Below are 17,019 nucleotides of genomic sequence, written 5' to 3'. Positions count from 1 at the left end.
CGGCGCCACCTCCGCGGTCAGCGGCGGCTGCGGCGTACGGTGCCGACCACCGAGATGATCAGCAGCAGCGCGAAGCCGGCGCCGGCGGACTCCCCGACCGAGTCGACGAAGCCCTGCCGCAGCACCAGCCAGCCGAAGAGGAACCACCCGACGAGGAGCGTCGCGGCGACGGCGTAGGCGATCACTGTCGCGCGGGACACCTCGTCGGGTGGTGCCTGTTCGTGTTCTGGGATTACCTCACGGTCGACCGTCATGCCCAGCCTCCCCGCCCGGTCCGGCCCTGGCCTCCCAGCGTGACACTCGAAGGACCGGGCGGACAGGGGGTTACCGCCCCGATTCGCCCCGTGCCGGTCAGGTGCCGGGGCGGCGGCCGATGAGCACCACCCGGGTGCCGACCTTGCCCAGCTCCCACATCCGGACCGCGTCGGCGTGCAGCAGGTTGACGCAGCCGTGCGAGCCGATCGACGTGTCGTGCAGGTAGGTGGTGGTCTCGTGGAAGCCCATGCCCTGGGTGAAGTGCTGCCAGTACGGCAGCCACACCTCGTACGGGTCGGACCACTCCTTCGGGTTGCGGAAGTTGACGGTGAACGTGCCGGCCGGGGTGCGGTAGCCGGCCATGCCGGTGCGGGTCACCGTCGGGGGCATGATCACCTTGCCGCCCCGGACCGCCCAGACGGTCTGCCGGGTCAGGTCCACGCAGAACGTCGTGCCCGTGCCGGCCTTGCACCGGGCCGGGTCGGTGGTGGCGAGGCGCTGGGCCACGTCGTACGTGGTCGGTCCGGCGCGACCCTCGACGGGGCGAATGCCGTACCTCTTCTGGAACTTCTTGATCGCGGCGCAGTCGGCGGCGGACTGCCGCCCGTCCACGGTCACCGCACCGAACCCGCCCAGTCGGGCCAGGTAGGTCTCCACCTCGCGCTGGTGCTGGCCCTGGGGGCAACCGGCGACCGTCGGCGTGCCGGTGCTGGTGGTGGGCTTCGGCGTCGCGCTGCGGGTGGGTTTCGGCGCCGGGGGCCGGGTCGCCTTCCGCGTCGGGGTGGGTGCGGCCGGTGTGGGCCGGCCGCGCTGGTCCGGGCCGGGCGTGGCGCTCGCCCCCGTTGCCTGTTCCGCCGCACCGGCTGGGGCGGCTCCCCCGCCACCACTCCCGCCGGACTGCGGATCGAACGCGCACGCACCGGCGCCGACCAGCACAACCACCACCAGGGCGACCAGTCGGGAGGTGATCCGGACCCGCTGCATGGAACCTCCCACTGGACGATCGTCCCTTTACTAGACGTTCGTGAGTGCCGTCACGGTTGCGACCGGTGAGCATCTTTCTTTGCGGATCCCACATCGTGCAACACTGGATGGTCGGCCAGCGGCGGGTATGCGACCCGTCCCGGCCGGGCGGCCAACCGAGGAGAGGACGCTGGCGTGAGCGGTGGACCACTGATCGTGCAGTCGGACAAGACGCTGCTGCTGGAGATCGACCACCCCGACGCGCAGGCCTGCCGGATGGCGATCGCGCCGTTCGCCGAGCTGGAGCGCTCGCCGGAGCACGTGCACACCTATCGGTTGACCCCGCTGGGCCTGTGGAACGCCCGGGCTGCGGGGCACGACGCGGAGGGTGTGGTCGACTCCCTGCTCAAGTACTCCCGCTACCCGGTGCCGCACGCGCTGCTCGTGGACGTGGCCGAGACGATGGACCGGTACGGCCGGCTCCAGCTCGCCAACGACCCGGCGTACGGGCTGGTGCTGCGCGCGCTCGACCGGCTGGTGCTGATCGAGGTGGCCAAGAGCAAGAAGCTCGCCGGGATGCTCGGCGACAAGATCGACGACGACACGATCCGGGTGCACCCGTCCGAGCGCGGCCGGCTCAAGCAGGCGCTGCTCAAGTTGGGCTGGCCGGCGGAGGACCTGGCCGGCTACGTGGACGGTGAGGCGCACCCGATCGAGCTGGCCGAGGCCGGCAAGGACGGGCGCAAGCCGTGGACGCTGCGGTCGTACCAACGGGAGGCCGTCGAGGCGTTCTGGGCCGGCGGGTCGGGTGTGGTGGTGCTGCCGTGCGGCGCCGGTAAGACCCTGGTCGGCGCGGCGGCGATGGCCGAGGCGAAGGCGACGACGCTGATCCTGGTCACCAACACCGTGGCGGGCCGGCAGTGGAAGCGGGAGCTGATCGCCCGCACGTCGCTGACCGAGGAGGAGATCGGGGAGTACTCGGGCGAGCGCAAGGAGATCCGCCCGGTCACCATCGCCACGTACCAGGTGCTCACCTCGCGGCGCGGCGGCGCGTTCACCCACCTGGACCTGTTCGGGGCCCGCGACTGGGGCCTTGTCGTCTACGACGAGGTGCACCTGCTACCCGCGCCGATCTTCCGGTTCACCGCGGACCTCCAGGCCCGCCGTCGGCTGGGCCTGACGGCGACGCTGGTACGCGAGGACGGCCGCGAGGGTGACGTGTTCAGCCTGATCGGTCCGAAGCGGTACGACGCGCCGTGGAAGGACATCGAGTCGCAGGGCTGGATCGCCCCGGCCGAGTGCACCGAGGTCCGGGTGACCCTGACCGACGCGGAGCGGATGTCGTACGCGACGGCGGAGGCCGAGGAGCGCTACCGGATGGCGGCGACCGCCCGCACCAAGCTGCCGGTGGTTAAGGCGCTTGTCGACAGGCACCCGGACGACCAGGTGCTGGTCATCGGCGCGTACATCGACCAGTTGCACCAGCTCGGCGAATATCTGGACGCGCCGATCATCCAGGGCTCGACCACGAACAAGGAGCGGGAGCGGCTGTTCGACGCGTTCCGCACCGGGGAGATCCGCACGCTGGTGATCTCCAAGGTCGGCAACTTCTCCATCGACCTGCCCGAGGCGGCGGTGGCGATCCAGGTGTCCGGGACGTTCGGGTCGCGGCAGGAGGAGGCGCAGCGGTTGGGGCGGGTGCTCCGGCCGAAGGCCGACGGCCGGCAGGCGCACTTCTACACGGTGGTGTCCCGGGACACGATCGACACGGAGTACGCGGCGCACCGGCAGCGCTTCCTCGCCGAGCAGGGGTACGCGTACACGATCGTCGACGCCGACGACGTCCTCGGCCCGTCCCTGCCGTCCTTCGACTGAGCGCGGTGGGTCGCCCCGGAAGGGGCGACCCACCGCGTCACCGCCGGATCAGGAGACGTTGACCAGGAAGTAGTAGTTGGTCGGGTTGGACCACACCCCGTCGGCCGTACGCCCGCGCACGCTCATGGTGTGCGAGCTGATCGAGGTCGGCGTGTAGGCGACGGTGGCGACCCCGGCGGCGTTCGCCGCCACCGTCGCCGGCTCCCCGTTGTCGATCGTGTACTCGAACTCCACCATCCCGGGACCGCCCTGGGTGAAGGTGAAGTCACCCGGCACGCCGACGCCACCGGCCCACTGACCCTCCGGATAGGTGGTCGACGACACCCGCGGTGCGGTGCCGACCAGGAACGGGTAGTCCGTCTGCGGCGTGTACTCGCCCGCCTCGGTGCGGCCCCGCACGGAGAACACGTTCGCGCCGTTGCGATCCATGGTCACCGAGATGTCGGTGGCCAGCGATTCGGGCTTCTTCGGCACGCTCTGCCAGGCGCCGCCGTTGAGCTGGTACTCGAAGGTCGTCACCTCGCCGATCTCGGTGTAGACACCGAACCTGCCGACCGCGCCGATCCCGCCACGCGGGGTGTACTCGTCGTACGCGCTGCTCACGTTCACCCGCGGATCGCGTACCCGGAAGTAGTACCGCCGCTCGGCGCTGGCCGTGCCGTCCGCGGCCCGGCTGGTGACCGTCAGCAGGGTGTAGCCGGCGTGCACGGGCGCGATCTCGATTGTCGCCTTGCCGTCCGGTCCGGCGGCCACCACCTGCTCCTCGCCGCTGTACTCCAGCACGTAGCGGTACTCCACCACGTCGGAGCGGCCCGGGTTGAAGGTGAACTGTCCGGGCTGGCCTGGCTGGCCGGCGGAGTCGTTCTCGGGGTACGCGCTGGACGTCACCACCGGTGCGTCACTGACCTCGAACGTGTAGGTCCGTGTCGGCGAGAAGGACCCGTTCAGGAAACGCGTCCGCACCGCAAGCGTGTTGCTGCCGGAGCGGTCCGGGGCAAGGGTCAGCTGGGTCTCGTTGTTCGTCTGGTCGAGGACCTGCTCGGTTCCGTCGTTGTACCGGTAGAGGAAGACGTCCACGTCCGGCATCGCGGTGCTGATGTGGAACTCACCGGGGATGCCCACGCCGCCCCACGCCCCGTACTCGTAGTAGGTCTGGGAGTAGACGCTCGGCTTCGTGTCGATGACGTTGAACTCGTACTGGACGACGTCCGATCTGGTGCCGTCGGCGCTGATGCTGCGCACCATGAACGTGTGCCAGCCCGGCTCGGTCGGTGTCCAGCTCAGCACCGCGGTGCCGTCCGCTGCCGCGTCGATGCGGTCCATTTCGGCGTAGAGCAACCCGTACTCGTACGCCACCACCCCGGCCCGGCCGGGTCGGAAGGTGAAGGTGCCCGGACGACCCACCACACCGTTGTGGTCGGGGAAGGCGAAGTCGGCCGACTCCACGCCCGGGGTGTCGTCGACGCGCACATTCTGGGTGGACGCGCCGACGAACTCGGTGCCGACGTAGCTGCGCACCTCAAGCCTGATGACACCGGCCTCCGGGAACGTCACCGGAACCTCTGTGCTGCCATCGGTGGCCGCCGGGACCCTGATCTCGTCGCCACCACCGATCCGGTAGCCGAACTCGGTGACCCCCTCGACGTTTGTCGAGATCGCCAGTTGACTCGGCAGGCCGACTCCCCCGACGGTCACCCGCACCTCCGGCGCCGTGGATCGCACCGAGAACTCGTAGGTGGTCACCAGGGAGGAGTTCGACGCGCTGTCCACGCTGCGTACGCTCAGCTGCTCGCTGTAGGAGGTGGGCGCGTATTCGAGCGTGACGGCCGCGCCGGGTGCGGGCGCGGGCAGGTAGTTGTACGTCTCGCCGTAGCGCCCCCAGTAGTAGCCGACCACGTCGGGCGACCCGTTCGCAGTGAAGACGAACGTGCCCGGCACTCCGGGGCCGCCGTGGGGTTGGCCGTCAGCCGGGTATTTCGTCGAGCTGACCACGGGCGGCGTTGGCCGCTGACTGTCCACCTTCACGTAGCACGGTGCAGCCCACTTCGAGTAGTCCTGACCGTCGTAGGCACGGGCAGTCCACGCCACCACGGTCCCGTGCGGGTACTGCGACATCTCCCAGGGGACCTTCGCGACGGTTCCGTAACTCGAGCCGAGTTGCTCGGTCCGCTGGTCCTCGTGGCCGACCGGCCAGGCGGCGAACTGCCCGTTGAGGAACGAATCTCCGCTGTCCGCGTCCGCGCCCCGGAGCATGAAGGAGTAGCTGCGTGGCCCGACCGCCTGCGGGTTCTTCTTGGTGCCGCAGGCCCAGGACGGCCACTCGAGCCCGATCTGCGCGACGGTCGGGGCGTGGTTGACATCGCTGCGGATCACCGGAAAGGGGCGGAGCTTTCGGCCGTGCGACAGCTTGCCCTCGTCGCCGTGCGGCACGGCGATCTCGACGGTCACTGTCGGCTTGTCCTGATCGGCCAGGCTCTGGAGAGTCGGCATGATGTCCCAGACCAGATAGCCGGGACAGGTGGCCGAGCCGCCGGCCAGGATGGTGCCGATGAGTTCGCGCCGGCGCGGCTCCGACTCCCAACTCGTGGTCGCCTTGATCGGATCGGTACGCCAGAGCTGGACGGGCTGAGCCGTCGCGCAGTCGGCAGCCGATCGCTCTCCGATAATGAGCTCGGCCCGGTGGACAATGGCCTTGCGGAAACGCGAGACGTCGAAGGTGAAATAGGACCGCGACTTGTGCGTGTTGCCGCGCGCGTCTGCCCAGGCGCCGATCGGCGCGTCTCCGGCAGCGTCGATGAACGACTTTTTCGGTAGATATGAGTCTGTGTAGGCCCAGCCGGACCTTTGCAGGTCCAACTGCGCATCGGCCTGCGCCGGATTGGCGGTGACGGTGACCAGGCACGCACCGAGCATGATCCCGATTGATGCGGCAAGCATTCTTCGTACGCGCTCGACCATTGTGTCCCCCCGGACGAGATTGGCGCGCCTCGCCATCTCATCCGCGAGGGTACCGATACGCGTCACGCGCTCACGTCCCGAAATCTCGCTGTGTCGCGGACCGGACGTTATAGGAAGATCAACTCGACTTCCTGAAATCGGGGGTGTCCGGGGCATATTGATGCCGCGGTTTCACGGAAACCGAGTCGATCATCAGCTTGTCCGGGTCGAGAATCATGTCGATGGTGACGATGCGATCGCCGCGAACGGTGAAGCCGACGACGGCGATGGGCTTGCCGCTCCGGTCCCGGGCGACGACACCGGCAACCCCGTTGACCAGAGCCGGAGCGCAGAGGCGCGCGAACCGTGGCCCGGCGTCGGCGGCGCGACCGGCCACGGCGTGCGCGCCCGTGAGCACGGCGGGTGCGAGCCGCGCACGGCGTCCGTTGTCGGAGCGGAACACCACGTCGGGGTCCAGCAGGGCCAGCAGGGCGTCGAAGTCACCGTCGCGGGCGGCGGCCAGGAACGCGTCGACGACACGTCGCTGGGCGGGCAGACCGGCCCGGGGCTGCGGGGCGTGCTCGCGCAGTCGCCGCCGGGCGCGGCTGGCCAACTGCCTGGTGGCCGCCGGCGTACGCCCCACGACGGTGGCCACCTGGTCGAACGGCATACCGAACATGTCGTGCAGCACCACCGCCAGCCGCTCGGCAGGCTCAAGGCTGTCCAGCACCACGAGCAACGCGATGCCTACCGCGTCGGTGTGCAGGCTGGCTTCCTCCGGATCGCCGTACTCGCTGACCAGCGGCTCCCAGGTCGCGCTCAACTGCTCGCGGCGCGCCTGCCGGGCCCGCAGCATGTCGATGCACACCCGGCCGACAAGCGTGGTCAGCCACGCCGCGGGGTTGGTGATCGCGGCCGGATCGGCCCGCGTGGTCCGCAGCCACGCCTCCTGAAGCGCGTCGTCGACCTCCGTCAGCGAACCCAACAGCCGGTAGGCGACGGCCCGCAGACGCTGGCGATGCTGGGCGAACTGCTCGGCGAACCACTGCTTGTCGTCCATCTGCCTATTTCCCGAACGCTTCCCGCCGCAGCATCGCCAACAGCGTCGGCGTGCCCTCGGCGGTGGTGACGGCGACGGTCCGGGCGATCCAGGCAGTGTCGGTGGCCTGCGCCAGCAGACAGGCCGCCAGGTCCGCGCGACTGGTGAAGACACCGTCGGAGCGATCCTCGGAGAGCCGGTAGCGAGTGACGCTGTCGCTGTCGAACAGTCCGGACGGTCGCACTATCGTCCAGTCGAGGTCGCTGGTGCGTACCAGCGTCTCCATGGCGCGCATGTCGTCGTAGGTGGACTTGCCGATCGTGGCGGTGACAAGCGGCTGGATGACCCGGTTGAGGAAGAAGCCACCCTCGGCGTGGTGGTGTGGTTCGGTGGCGCTGGAACTGACAACGACGAGCCGCCGCAGACCCTCCCGGCGCATCGCGGCCAGGACCCTGGCGGTGCTGCGACTGTAGAGGGTCACCGGTTGCCGGGTGAACGGCGCTCCCAGCGTCGACAGCACCACGTCGGCGCCGCCCACCGGGGCATCCGCTGTGACATCAGCGGCCACCACCTCCAGGCCGGGGCCACTGAGCGGGAACGACTTCGGCTGCCGGGTCACCGCCCGTACGTCATGGCCGGCGTCCAACGCCTGCCGTACCAGGCGACGACCCGTGCCCCCATTCGCGCCGAGAACGACGATACGCATCCGGTGTGCTCCCTCCCGCTGTGGCTGTCGACAGGAACGTCGATCCGCGCGGCTCAGGTGTGACAAACCGCAGGTCAGCGCGGACCGCGCCGGACCCGGTCACCGCTCGGGCCGTGCCATTCTCGGGAGCACCCATGGCGGCGCGGCAGGCCGCCCACCGCGTCAACGTCGGGTCAGGAAGGGCCGACCAGGGGGTAGTGGCCTCGCGAACGCATCGATCGGTGCGCAACAACCGCAGCCGCTGTCAACGCCGCCGGGACTCAGCGACGAAGACGCCGCGACCTGGCCGGCCGACCAGCACACCCTGTTTCCTCAGTGTCGCCACCGCCCGGCTGATCGTGGACTGCGAGACGTCGTACTCATCTGCCAACACCCGCCCGGACGGAAGCTGGGAACCGGGCGGATACGTTCCGTCCTTGATCTTGCCTAGAAGATCGTCGAGCAACTCATCCATCGTGGGCGGAATAGGCATCTGGAGCCCCTTGCAGTCGGTTGGCCCGCCCAGTATTGATCAGCTACTTCGACGCAGGCAACGCACGTAGCACGAGTGACATAAGTGGGTAGATAACTCAGAGACGTGCTTGACATAGGTGACTCAGTAGCAATACCGTCGCTCTCGGTGATGCGGTGCTGCTGCGGTCGGTTGGCGCCTCTCGTACCGGTCTCGCATCGCCGCCGAGACCTTCACCCGCCGCGCTCCCCCGGCGCGGCCTGCTGCCGTACCTCCGGAACGGCCGCAGGGCGGGGCGGTCTCCGCCGACCGCAACCGGCGGAGACCGTCCCTCCACGTCGATCCCCACCGACGAAGGGCAGTCACCGTGCGCAACCTGATCCGTCGGCTGCCGAGCCGACGCGACGAGCCACCTCCGACGAGAAGGCGAGAAGAGCCGCCGCGACCCCGGCAGATCCGCGAACGGCGCTGCCGCCGATGAGTGACCGCTGGGTGATCCACCTGCCGATCACCGCGCCGGACCTGCTGCGTGCCCGGATCTTCGCGCGTACCGCCGCCCGGGTACTGGTCCGACTCAGCGCGCGGGTCGAGCCGGGCGGGGTGACCGTCTCGGCGGAGGACCAGCAGGGCGTACGACACTGGGTCTTCTGCGATCGACCACTGCCCGGCGGCGCGCGGTGCGCCCTGCCGGTGGACCACCTCGCGCCGTGCGCGCGACGGCTCCGTCAGCCGTGACCGGCGGCTCTCACCGGGAGAAGCAACGCACCAGCACCGCGAGCCGCCGGTCCTGGTCGGCGCGGCGGAGCCGGCCACTGCGCATCAGCGTGACCAGCCCGTGCAGGCCGCCCCAGAACGTCTCGGCAACCGCCTCCAGGTCGTCGTCCCCGGCGACCGGGCGCACCGCGTCGGCCAGCTCGGCGAAACCTCGGGCCAGGTCGGTCGGGACGCTCTGGCTGGCGAACGGCAGGTCCACGGCGAGCGTGAACATCGCGTCGTAGAGCGCGGGGCGCTGCTCGGCGAACGCGACGTACGCCGCCGCGACGTCGGCGACCGCCTGGCGGGGACCGGCGGCCGAGGCGCGGGCCGTGGCCAGCGCGGTGGCCAGCTCGGCGAAGCCCTCGACGGCGACCGCCGCCATGATGGCGTCCTTGCCCTTGAAGTGGCTGTAGAGGACGGGCTGGCTGTATTCGATCTCGGCGGCGAGCCGCCGGGTGGTGACCGCGTCCCAGCCCTCCGCCAGGGCCAGGTCACGCGCTGCGGCGATGATCGCCCGCTCGCGTTCCGCCCGCTCGCGCTCCCGGCGCGCTCCCGTTGTCATGCCACCGATGCTAGCACCGCTAGCGTTCCTGTCATTGCTCTGCTAGCGTCGCTCACATATCTAGCAGCGCTAGCAATCGGAGCGGACCATGTTGTCTTCCCTCGCCTACGGGCTCGCCGTCGTCCTCACCCTCTTCGTCGCCTTCATCGGTGCGCGGTTCCTGCTGGTGCCGCAGGCCGCAGCCGCCGGATACGGCGTACCGGCCCGCCCGGACGGTGACCCCGCCTACCTCACGGTCAAGGGCCTACGCGACTTCAGCTACGGGCTGATCGGCCTCGCCCTGATCGTCTTCACCACCGCCGATGCCGTCGCGTGGTTCATGCTGATCGTCGCGCTCAACCCGCTTGGCGACACCGCCGTCGTGCTGCGGAACGGCGGGACGAAGGCCGTCGCCTTCGGCATCCACTTCGCCACCGCCGTCGTCGTCCTCCTCGACGCGGCACTGCTGTTCGCCCTGTGACCGCCGACCGCACCCCACCCTTCGGTCCTGACCGGAACGCGCCCACCGGCTTCCTGAACGTCGGGGCATCCGCGACACGTTGATGCCCCGGCTTCATGGAGGCCGAGTCGATCAAGCGGGGGCCTGGCGCTACGACGTGGGGGGTGGGCAGCGGTCGGGAAGTTGGACCTGGCCGGGACGGTGGTCGAAGCTGTCCATCGTGAACCACTCGTCCAACTCCGGGTCGAAGAGGTTCTGCAGGCCGAACTGCAACACCTGCCACCACCGGGTCGAGTCCCGCTGGTCGACGTAGATGTCGCCGAGCGCGAGCGGGAACCGGAAGAACTCCCCCGGCACTGTGGAGCCGCCGACGACACCGACCCGCCAGTGGTCGACGTGCCGGTCCTTCTCCCCCTGCAGGATCTCCGGCCCGACGTACCGGGCGGTCTTCATCTTGTCGTTGAAGGTCTGCCGGTTGAAGAACCCCGGGATCTTGCTACAGGCGCGCGGCGGGAACAGCGGGATGTTCGGCCACTTGTAGGTGAGCGTGTAGAGAGTGTTCTCGTAGATCAGGTTCGTGAACCAGATGGGGTGCTCCGGGCCACCGGCGATCATCTGGCTGTTGCCGTCGCGGCCCTGCCAGGTGAACGGCACGTCGATGCCGAGGTCCCGCACGACGTACCGGCCGGTGCCCTGGAAGTCCGCCGGCAGCAACGGAGGGCGCGGGTCGCGCGGATCGGGGGCTGTGCCATCGTCGGCCTGGGCCGCGCGAGGAACCGGCGCCACCGCCGGACCCGGCGCGACCACGCCGAGGGCGAACAGGCCGCCGGCAACCGCCGCAACCACAGTCCGACGGGTACGCCTCGACACCATCTGCCCTCCGCCGCCGGGAACGTGCCATCTGCCTTCGGCGAAGCGTAGGAGGAGGGAAAACGTGAGAGCGGGTGGAACGGGTGGCCTCCACCGGACGGGTGACTCGGCCGGCCGACCACGATGAGCAGGGTCGGAGTGCGCACCCGCCCGGGACCGCGGCGCGGGGATCAAATTGAGGCTCCGGTGACTAATATCGATCTGGCCACTCGGACGGTGCAACATACAGGAGGCAGCGCCGTGATTCTGCTGTCACGCTTCACTCGTCTCCTGTTCGGGCCGTTGTTCGTCTTCGCAGGCGGCTTGTTCATCTGGCTACGTGAACCTGTCGGGCTCGCCATCTTCGGGGCGGTTCTGCTTCTCGTCGGCCTGTACAGCCTGTGGCAGTCCTACCTGGGATTTCGAGCCGGCCTGCCGTGGTTCGCGCCAGAGACCAGCGACTACCTGGCGAAGAGCTCCTGTCGGCGATGCGCGGGTACTGGCTGGGTAGCTGGCCGCGTCGACGGCGAACGCTGCTCCTGCGTACTGAAAATCGACCTCTAGGCAGCGGTGTCCGCTGAACCGAGCTTGAACGCACCGGCCCGGGACCGAAGCGGTCCCGGGCCGGCGTCGCGCGAACCTGACTACTTGATCAGCTTCCAGGGGCCGTTCTTGTCACCCGGTTCCTGGCCGCGGGTCCACCATTTCGCCTCGTACACGTGCCCCTTGAAGGACACCCGGTCACCGGCGTTGTAGACCTTCGTGAGCGTCCAGGCCGCGGGGCTGTTGTCCGGCGGGGTCGGGGCGATCTCCTCCCAGGAGCCGTTGCGGTCGCCCGGCTTCTGGTTGCGGGTGTACCACTGGGCCCGCCACTTCCTGCCGTCGTACATCGCGAAGTCACCCGCGTTGAAGATCCGCGACGCGGTCCAGATCGCCGTACCGTCCTCGGTCATGGCGAGTTCCTGCCACGCGCCGTTGGCGTCGGCGCCCGGCTTCTGGTTCTTCGTGTACCAGGAGGCCCGGAAGATCCGACCCTGGTAGGTGACCCGGTCCCCGTCGTTGTAGACAGTCGACGAACTCCACTCCGCCGGCACGTTCACCGTCAGGGTGGCGGTGGCCTGCACCGCCGTGAGGTGGTCGTCGCCCGCGTACGACGCGGTAAGCGTGTGCTGGCCACCCGCGAGGCCCACCGGGAGGGTGAACGTCGCGGTGCCGTTGGTCACCGTGGTCGAGCCGCGAACTGTCGTACCCTCGCGCAACTCCACCGCACCGGTGACCGGCGTGCTGCCGGCCGTGACCCGCACTGTCACCGTCGCCGCGGTGCCCCAGGTGGTCGGGGCGGCGGTGACGGTCATCGTCGGGACCTGCTTGGCGGTACGGAACACGGCCGGCTGGGCCACCGCCTCGCCACCGTCGGCGCTCTTCGCGGAGACGATCCAGCCGTACGGGGTGCCCGGCAGGAGCTTGTCCCAGGTCACCGTGGCCACGCCGTTCGAGGTCACCTCGTCGGTGCCGATCGTGCCGGACGGCACGTACGCGGCGAGCGAGTCGGTGCTGAACGACGTCTTGCGGGTGCTGAGGTCCACCGGCAGCGTCAGGTTGTCCTCCGAGCCGTTGTACCGCGGCTTGGTCTGGCTGCCGTCCTGGCGGATGTCGTACTCGGTCGCCCCGAAGTTCTTCAGGAACGGCGAGTACGTGTCGATGTGCATCTCGGCCCGGTCCACGTCGAACTGGAGCAGACGCAGGAAGCTCGCCCCGAACTGCAACCGGTCGGTGGCCTTGTGGTCCGGCTTGCCGTCCCCGTTGACGTCGATGGTGCCGTCGGCGGCGACCTGCTTCGGCCACAGCTCACCGGCGGTGACCGTGTAGAACTGGTAGTCGGCGAGCAGCTCGACGACGTCGTGGCTGACGGTGACGCCGATCTTCGACTTCAGGTTCGTGCCGACGCCGTGCTCGTGACCGGCGAGGACCAGGAAGACGTTCGCGTTGGTCTCGACGACCTGCTTGAAGAGCGGCGAGCCGTCCGGCGCGGAGAAGTCCGCCCCGCGACCGTCGGGGTTGGCCGACGGCTTCAGGTAGTCGTGGGAGAGCAGGATCCCGTTGCGGTCCTTGTACCGCTTGAAGATCGAGTCAGCCCACTTGGCCTCGGCCGGCGTCACCCCGTACGACAGGCCGACCGCGACGAAGTCCAGGCCACCGGCCGAGAAGAGCAGGTAGTTGTTCTGGTTGTCCTTGCCCGGCACGACGGACCCGTCGGCCTTAGTCACCTCGTCCCACGCGTGGTACTCGGTGCCCTTCGGCCACGACTTCGCGGTCCCGTAGTACCGGTCGGCGCTGAAGGTCCGGCTGAACCGGGACGTGGGGCCCGTCTCGGCGCCCAACTGGTCGTCGTGGTTACCCGCGATCACCTGGTTGACGACGCCGTTGTCATCGAGGATCTTCTGGAAACCGGAGGCGGTGGCCAGTTCCTTCTCCACCTGCTCGTGCAGACCGGGCCGCTTCAGCGAACCGTCCGGGTTCTTCGCCAGCGGGTCGTAGTAGTCGTTCTCGATGACGTCGCCGGTGTGCGCGGCGTACGCGATCTTGCGGCTGGCCGAGTTGTCGGCGATCCACTGCATCTGGTCCCGGTACGCCGCCGACCAGATGGCCTGCTCCTCGACCGTCTCGACGTCGGAGGGCTCGGCGTTGCCGTCGAAGTCGTCGTACGTGCCGCCGGCCGCGCCCTCGGTGACGTACTGGGTGTCGGTGAAGTGCGCGAGCGAGAAGTCGTACGACTCGGGGTCCTCGAAGCGGTCCTTGTCGTTCTGCGCCGACGCGTCGTGCGGAGACAGATCGTCCGCGAACGGGTCCTCGCCGGTGACCAGCACGTGGACGATCCCACCGTCGCGGTAGCCGGCCTCCACCTGCGCGGTCAGGACGGTGTCCTGCCCGGCCTGACCACGGGAGCTGGTCAGCGCCACCCACTTCCTGGTGGCCGGGTTCCACGCCCGCAGCGCCACGATCCGGGCCGGGTCGATGGTGCCCGACCAGCGCAGCGTCGGCTCCTGCCCGGTCGCCCCCAGCGGCAGGTCGTATCGCTGAAAGACCACAGCACGGCTGGACGCGGTGTCGATTGTCGCGCCGTCGAGCGGACGCAGCGAGGTGACGTCCACGCTCCTGTCGTGCTGGACGTCGAGCGTGGTCGGCACGTCGGCCGCCTCACCCTGGTAGCCACCGGTCGGCAGGACCACGTCCGCCTTGGTGAAGGTGGCGGTCAGCCCGACACCCTCCGCGCCGGGGATCCGGGCGGACAACTCCGCCGAGAGCGGGTCGGTGCCCTTGACCGTCGAGTTCAGCGCGGTCGGGACGTCCGGAATGCTGGCGCTGCTGAACCGCACCTCGCGGGTGGCGGTGTTGCCGAGCGCGTCGGTCGCCGTCAACGCGATGGTGTGCGAGCCGGCCGGCAGGCCGTGCCCGATCTGGTCGCCCTGCTTGACGGGCGTGCCGTCCAGCGTGATGACCGGCGTACCGGCCACGCCGGTGGCGTCCTTGACCTTGACGTTGAGCGCGACGGTCGAGGTCAGCCGCTGCCCGGCCGCCGGGACACTGCTCTCGATCTCCGGGGCGGTGTTGTCGGTGGTGAAGCGCCGCGTCGAGGTCTTGTCCCCGACGACCGCCTTGATGGTGTGGGCGCCGTCCGGGATCGTCGTCGTGTCCACGTCCGCGCGCTTGCCCAGTGCCGGCAGCGCCGTGCCGTCCTCGGCGGTGACGTCGAACAGGACCGTCCTGGTCAGCACCGCGTTGTAGCTGCTGCCACAGGTGCCGTCACCGAGGTACGTGGTCACCTGGGAACCGGGCGGGTAGCTACCCGAGCCGACTGTGACAGTCGTCTGCGCGACGGAGCGGGTCAGCTGGGTCGCCTTCGCGCCGGTCGGCAGCAGTTGGAAGTCCCGCAGGGTGAAGTCGTCGAAGTTGTCGCAGCCACCCGGCTTGGCGCTGCCGTGGTCGTTGCCGGCGACGAACTCGACGGCGTTGACGCCGGGGACCAGCCACTCGTTCGGAAAGGCGAGGTCGGCGACCTCCTTCTCCCACATGCCGATCTCCAGCGGGATGCCGTTGATCAGCGCCTTGTTGTCGTAGCCGTTGTCGCTGCCGTTGCCGCCGACGAACACCTTCAGGTGCGCGTCGCCCCCGCTGCCGAGGGTGTCGACGGTACGTGTCGTCGGCGCGCCGTCGATGGCGAAGTGGAACTCGGCGTCCCTGTTGGCCGCGCAGGTCCCGTCGCCCAACGGCAACGTCGCGGCGGTCGTCTCCGCCTTCGTCACTGTCGTGCCGCTTGTGGTGACGAGGTACGTGGTTCCGGCCGTCACAGTGCCCGCCGTGCTCAGCGCGAGGCTCGTCGCCTCCCGGGTGAGCGTGAAGTCGTCGTGGTTGGCGCAGGTCGCCCCGCCCACTGTGCCGTTGTAGTCACCTGTCCGGACCTCGACGACGTTGTCCCCGAGGTGCAGGAACCGGGTCGGGAACGCCAGCTTGACGTCCTCGGCGCCGGTGGTGCCGTAGTCGCCGCCCAGGTCGACCCGGTGCCCGTTGACAAGCGCGTAGTTCTGGTAGCGGGCCTCGACCGAGTTGCCGGCCGCGACGGTGAGGCCGAGGGTGGCGGTGCCGGTGGCCAGCGTCTCCGCGTTCTCGGCGGGCTTGTCGTCGATGGCGAGCGACTCGACGTGCTCCTTGCCGCCGCTGGGCAGCGCGGCGATCACCGGTCGGGTGCCGCGTACGCGGGCGCCGTCGCCGGGGGTCACCACCGCCGCGCCGGCCGGGGCGTTGTTGACGTCGACAGTGACTGACGTCTTCGCGCCCGACTGGGTGGTCGCGCTGACGGTGTGCGTACCCGTGCTGAGCCTTGTGGTGTCGAGGTCGGTGCGCAGGCCGGACGTGCTGCCCGGCTCGCCGGAGATGACGAAGGTCAGGTCCTGGTTGAGCAGCTTCGCCGAACTGCCGCAGGTGCCGTCGCCGAAGCTGTAGCTGAACAGGTTCTGCTCGCCGTCGGCGACCACGCCGAGCAGGCTGAGGCTGATGCTGCTCAGCGCGTAGTCGTCGTAGTTGGGGCAGCGACCGCCCTCGCCGTTGGGTAGCTCCTCGTAGCCGACGGCGGTCTTGGTGGTCGAGTCGACCCAGTTCGCCCCGGTGTGGACGGTGACCGTGTTGGCCCCCGGCTGCAACCAGTCGCCCGGGAAGTCGAGGGTGCCGACCTGCCCGCCGGGGATGTCCGGGAGGTAGACGCGGTCCGCCTCGGCGGTGTGGGCGTTGACTGTGACGTAGTTGCGGTAGCGGGCCTCGGTGCCGTTGCCACCCATCTCGAAGGCGAAGTGAGCGGTGCCGGCGGTCCGGTCGGCACCGATCTTGTCGCCGTCGACCGCGAGGGTGGTCACCGAGTCGTTCTCGGTTACCGGCTCGACGACGACGGGGAGCGTGCCCTCGACGTTCTGTCCGTTGGTGAGGTTGATCAGTGGGGTGTTACCGCTGGTCGGGGTCGCCTGCGCGTCCGCGAGCGTGGGGTTGAGGGCGGTTGCGGGTCCGGCGATCAGGATGAGCGCCACCGCGGACAAAATTCCGCGTGTTCGCTTCCTACGCGCACGTCTCTCGTGCTTCATGGCGGGTGTCTCTCCTTATTGATGGGTCAACGTGGACGCCACCGACGCGGAGGAACCCGCCACGACACCGCTGGGCCGAGCGGTTGAGGACATGCCAGCGCTCCGGTCCACAGGTGCTGTGGCACGCCGGCGGGCGCGGCCGTTTGATGACCCTGCCTGCTCTGGGCGAACTCGCCAGCCAAGCCGGATGAGAGACGGACGCTGTACGGATGAACAGTTAGTTGATCAACTGCGCCTTTCGCCGGCACGGGCGCACCATGGGGCTGTCCGACTGTTCAGGCGGCACGGAGCTTGCGGAGGACGTACTGGTTGAGGCTCATCCCGTCCTCGGCGGCCTCGATGGCGAGCTCACGATGCAGGCTCTCCCCGACACGGAGATTGAACTTGCCTGAGTAGCTTCGCTCCGCGAACGGCTGCGGCACCGGCGAGCCGCTGCCGCACGGACACGGCCGGTGCGCGCTGGGGGTGGACCACGCCTCGGCGTGCGCGCCACGCCCGCCGTGGCCCCGACGGCGCTGAATCGTCTACGTCATCAACTCCGCAGGTGGAGACAGCCG

The 17,019-nt window shown here is 69.4% G+C and carries 14 protein-coding genes; 4 read left to right on the top strand and 10 right to left on the bottom strand.

What is annotated here, in order from left to right:
* Nucleotides 1–17: 17 nt before the first annotated feature.
* Together ACQPWW_RS02500 and ACQPWW_RS02495 are read right to left on the bottom strand one after the other, a co-directional pair.
* Nucleotides 18–254: a hypothetical protein gene (locus tag ACQPWW_RS02500; protein WP_433128708.1), complete on the bottom strand. Its 237-nt coding sequence runs from the start codon at nucleotides 252–254 to the stop codon at nucleotides 18–20.
* Between the two features lie 97 nt (nucleotides 255–351).
* Entirely contained in the window at nucleotides 352–1,239 is an 888-nt protein-coding gene (locus tag ACQPWW_RS02495) for a L,D-transpeptidase family protein (protein WP_433128706.1), read from the bottom strand.
* Between the two features lie 174 nt (nucleotides 1,240–1,413).
* On the opposite strand from ACQPWW_RS02495, the gene ACQPWW_RS02490 reads away from it, so the two are divergent.
* Entirely contained in the window at nucleotides 1,414–3,093 is a 1,680-nt protein-coding gene (locus ACQPWW_RS02490) for a DNA repair helicase XPB (RefSeq protein ID WP_387116126.1), read from the top strand.
* A gap of 48 nt (nucleotides 3,094–3,141) precedes the next feature.
* On the opposite strand, the gene ACQPWW_RS02485 is transcribed toward ACQPWW_RS02490, so the two are convergent.
* From ACQPWW_RS02485 to ACQPWW_RS02470, 4 genes are all read right to left on the bottom strand, one after another.
* Nucleotides 3,142–6,006, bottom strand: a complete 2,865-nt coding sequence (locus ACQPWW_RS02485) for a hypothetical protein (protein ID WP_433128703.1) — start codon at nucleotides 6,004–6,006, stop codon at nucleotides 3,142–3,144.
* 163 nt (nucleotides 6,007–6,169) lie between these two features.
* Entirely contained in the window at nucleotides 6,170–7,090 is a 921-nt protein-coding gene (locus tag ACQPWW_RS02480; RefSeq protein WP_433128701.1) for a sigma-70 family RNA polymerase sigma factor, read from the bottom strand.
* A 4-nt stretch (nucleotides 7,091–7,094) separates the two neighbouring features.
* Complete coding sequence (locus ACQPWW_RS02475; protein ID WP_433128698.1) at nucleotides 7,095–7,775, bottom strand: NAD(P)-dependent oxidoreductase; 681 nt, start codon at nucleotides 7,773–7,775, stop codon at nucleotides 7,095–7,097.
* A gap of 244 nt (nucleotides 7,776–8,019) precedes the next feature.
* The gene (locus ACQPWW_RS02470) at nucleotides 8,020–8,229 is read right to left on the bottom strand and encodes a GntR family transcriptional regulator (protein WP_433128696.1); all 210 of its coding nucleotides are present in this window, start codon (nucleotides 8,227–8,229) and stop codon (nucleotides 8,020–8,022) included.
* Nucleotides 8,230–8,703: 474 nt separating this feature from the next.
* Here ACQPWW_RS02470 and ACQPWW_RS02465 point away from each other — a divergent pair, with 474 nt between their 5' ends.
* Nucleotides 8,704–8,961, top strand: coding sequence for a hypothetical protein (locus ACQPWW_RS02465; protein WP_433128694.1), 258 nt, complete (start codon nucleotides 8,704–8,706; stop codon nucleotides 8,959–8,961).
* Between the two features lie 10 nt (nucleotides 8,962–8,971).
* Here ACQPWW_RS02465 and ACQPWW_RS02460 read toward each other — a convergent pair whose 3' ends face one another.
* Complete coding sequence (locus tag ACQPWW_RS02460; protein WP_433128692.1) at nucleotides 8,972–9,544, bottom strand: TetR/AcrR family transcriptional regulator; 573 nt, start codon at nucleotides 9,542–9,544, stop codon at nucleotides 8,972–8,974.
* A gap of 88 nt (nucleotides 9,545–9,632) precedes the next feature.
* Here ACQPWW_RS02460 and ACQPWW_RS02455 point away from each other — a divergent pair, with 88 nt between their 5' ends.
* Nucleotides 9,633–10,004, top strand: coding sequence for a DUF4267 domain-containing protein (locus ACQPWW_RS02455; RefSeq protein WP_433128690.1), 372 nt, complete (start codon nucleotides 9,633–9,635; stop codon nucleotides 10,002–10,004).
* Between the two features lie 129 nt (nucleotides 10,005–10,133).
* Here the strand turns inward: ACQPWW_RS02455 and ACQPWW_RS02450 are convergent, their stop codons facing one another.
* Entirely contained in the window at nucleotides 10,134–10,829 is a 696-nt protein-coding gene (locus ACQPWW_RS02450) for a hypothetical protein (protein ID WP_433128688.1), read from the bottom strand.
* A 264-nt stretch (nucleotides 10,830–11,093) separates the two neighbouring features.
* Between ACQPWW_RS02450 and ACQPWW_RS02445 the strand changes: the two genes are divergently transcribed.
* Nucleotides 11,094–11,396 (top strand): hypothetical protein, encoded by a 303-nt coding sequence (locus ACQPWW_RS02445; RefSeq protein WP_433128686.1) that lies wholly within the window; start codon nucleotides 11,094–11,096, stop codon nucleotides 11,394–11,396.
* Nucleotides 11,397–11,476: 80 nt separating this feature from the next.
* Here ACQPWW_RS02445 and ACQPWW_RS02440 read toward each other — a convergent pair whose 3' ends face one another.
* The gene (locus tag ACQPWW_RS02440; RefSeq protein ID WP_433128684.1) at nucleotides 11,477–16,408 is read right to left on the bottom strand and encodes a carbohydrate-binding protein; all 4,932 of its coding nucleotides are present in this window, start codon (nucleotides 16,406–16,408) and stop codon (nucleotides 11,477–11,479) included.
* Nucleotides 16,409–16,737: 329 nt separating this feature from the next.
* A complete protein-coding gene (locus ACQPWW_RS02435) occupies nucleotides 16,738–16,884 on the bottom strand; it encodes a toxin-antitoxin system HicB family antitoxin (RefSeq protein ID WP_433128682.1) in 147 nt (48 codons plus the stop codon).
* Nucleotides 16,885–17,019: the final 135 nt, after the last annotated feature.

Source organism: Micromonospora sp. CA-240977, assembly GCF_050942285.1.
GTDB lineage: Bacteria > Actinomycetota > Actinomycetes > Mycobacteriales > Micromonosporaceae > Micromonospora.
Note: the sequence above shows the minus strand (reverse complement) of the source record. Positions and strands in the feature narration are given on the sequence as shown.

What these genes read in the sequence shown, in the direction of transcription:
- ACQPWW_RS02500 (WP_433128708.1), bottom strand. Translation starts at nt 254, where the DNA reads ATGACGGTCGACCGTGAGGTAATCCCAGAACACGAACAGGCACCACCC.
- ACQPWW_RS02495 (WP_433128706.1), bottom strand. Translation starts at nt 1,239, where the DNA reads ATGCAGCGGGTCCGGATCACCTCCCGACTGGTCGCCCTGGTGGTGGTT.
- ACQPWW_RS02485 (WP_433128703.1), bottom strand. Translation starts at nt 6,006, where the DNA reads ATGCTCGGTGCGTGCCTGGTCACCGTCACCGCCAATCCGGCGCAGGCC.
- ACQPWW_RS02480 (WP_433128701.1), bottom strand. Translation starts at nt 7,090, where the DNA reads ATGGACGACAAGCAGTGGTTCGCCGAGCAGTTCGCCCAGCATCGCCAG.
- ACQPWW_RS02475 (WP_433128698.1), bottom strand. Translation starts at nt 7,775, where the DNA reads ATGCGTATCGTCGTTCTCGGCGCGAATGGGGGCACGGGTCGTCGCCTG.
- ACQPWW_RS02470 (WP_433128696.1), bottom strand. Translation starts at nt 8,229, where the DNA reads ATGGATGAGTTGCTCGACGATCTTCTAGGCAAGATCAAGGACGGAACG.
- ACQPWW_RS02465 (WP_433128694.1), top strand. Translation starts at nt 8,704, where the DNA reads ATGAGTGACCGCTGGGTGATCCACCTGCCGATCACCGCGCCGGACCTG.
- ACQPWW_RS02460 (WP_433128692.1), bottom strand. Translation starts at nt 9,544, where the DNA reads ATGACAACGGGAGCGCGCCGGGAGCGCGAGCGGGCGGAACGCGAGCGG.
- ACQPWW_RS02455 (WP_433128690.1), top strand. Translation starts at nt 9,633, where the DNA reads ATGTTGTCTTCCCTCGCCTACGGGCTCGCCGTCGTCCTCACCCTCTTC.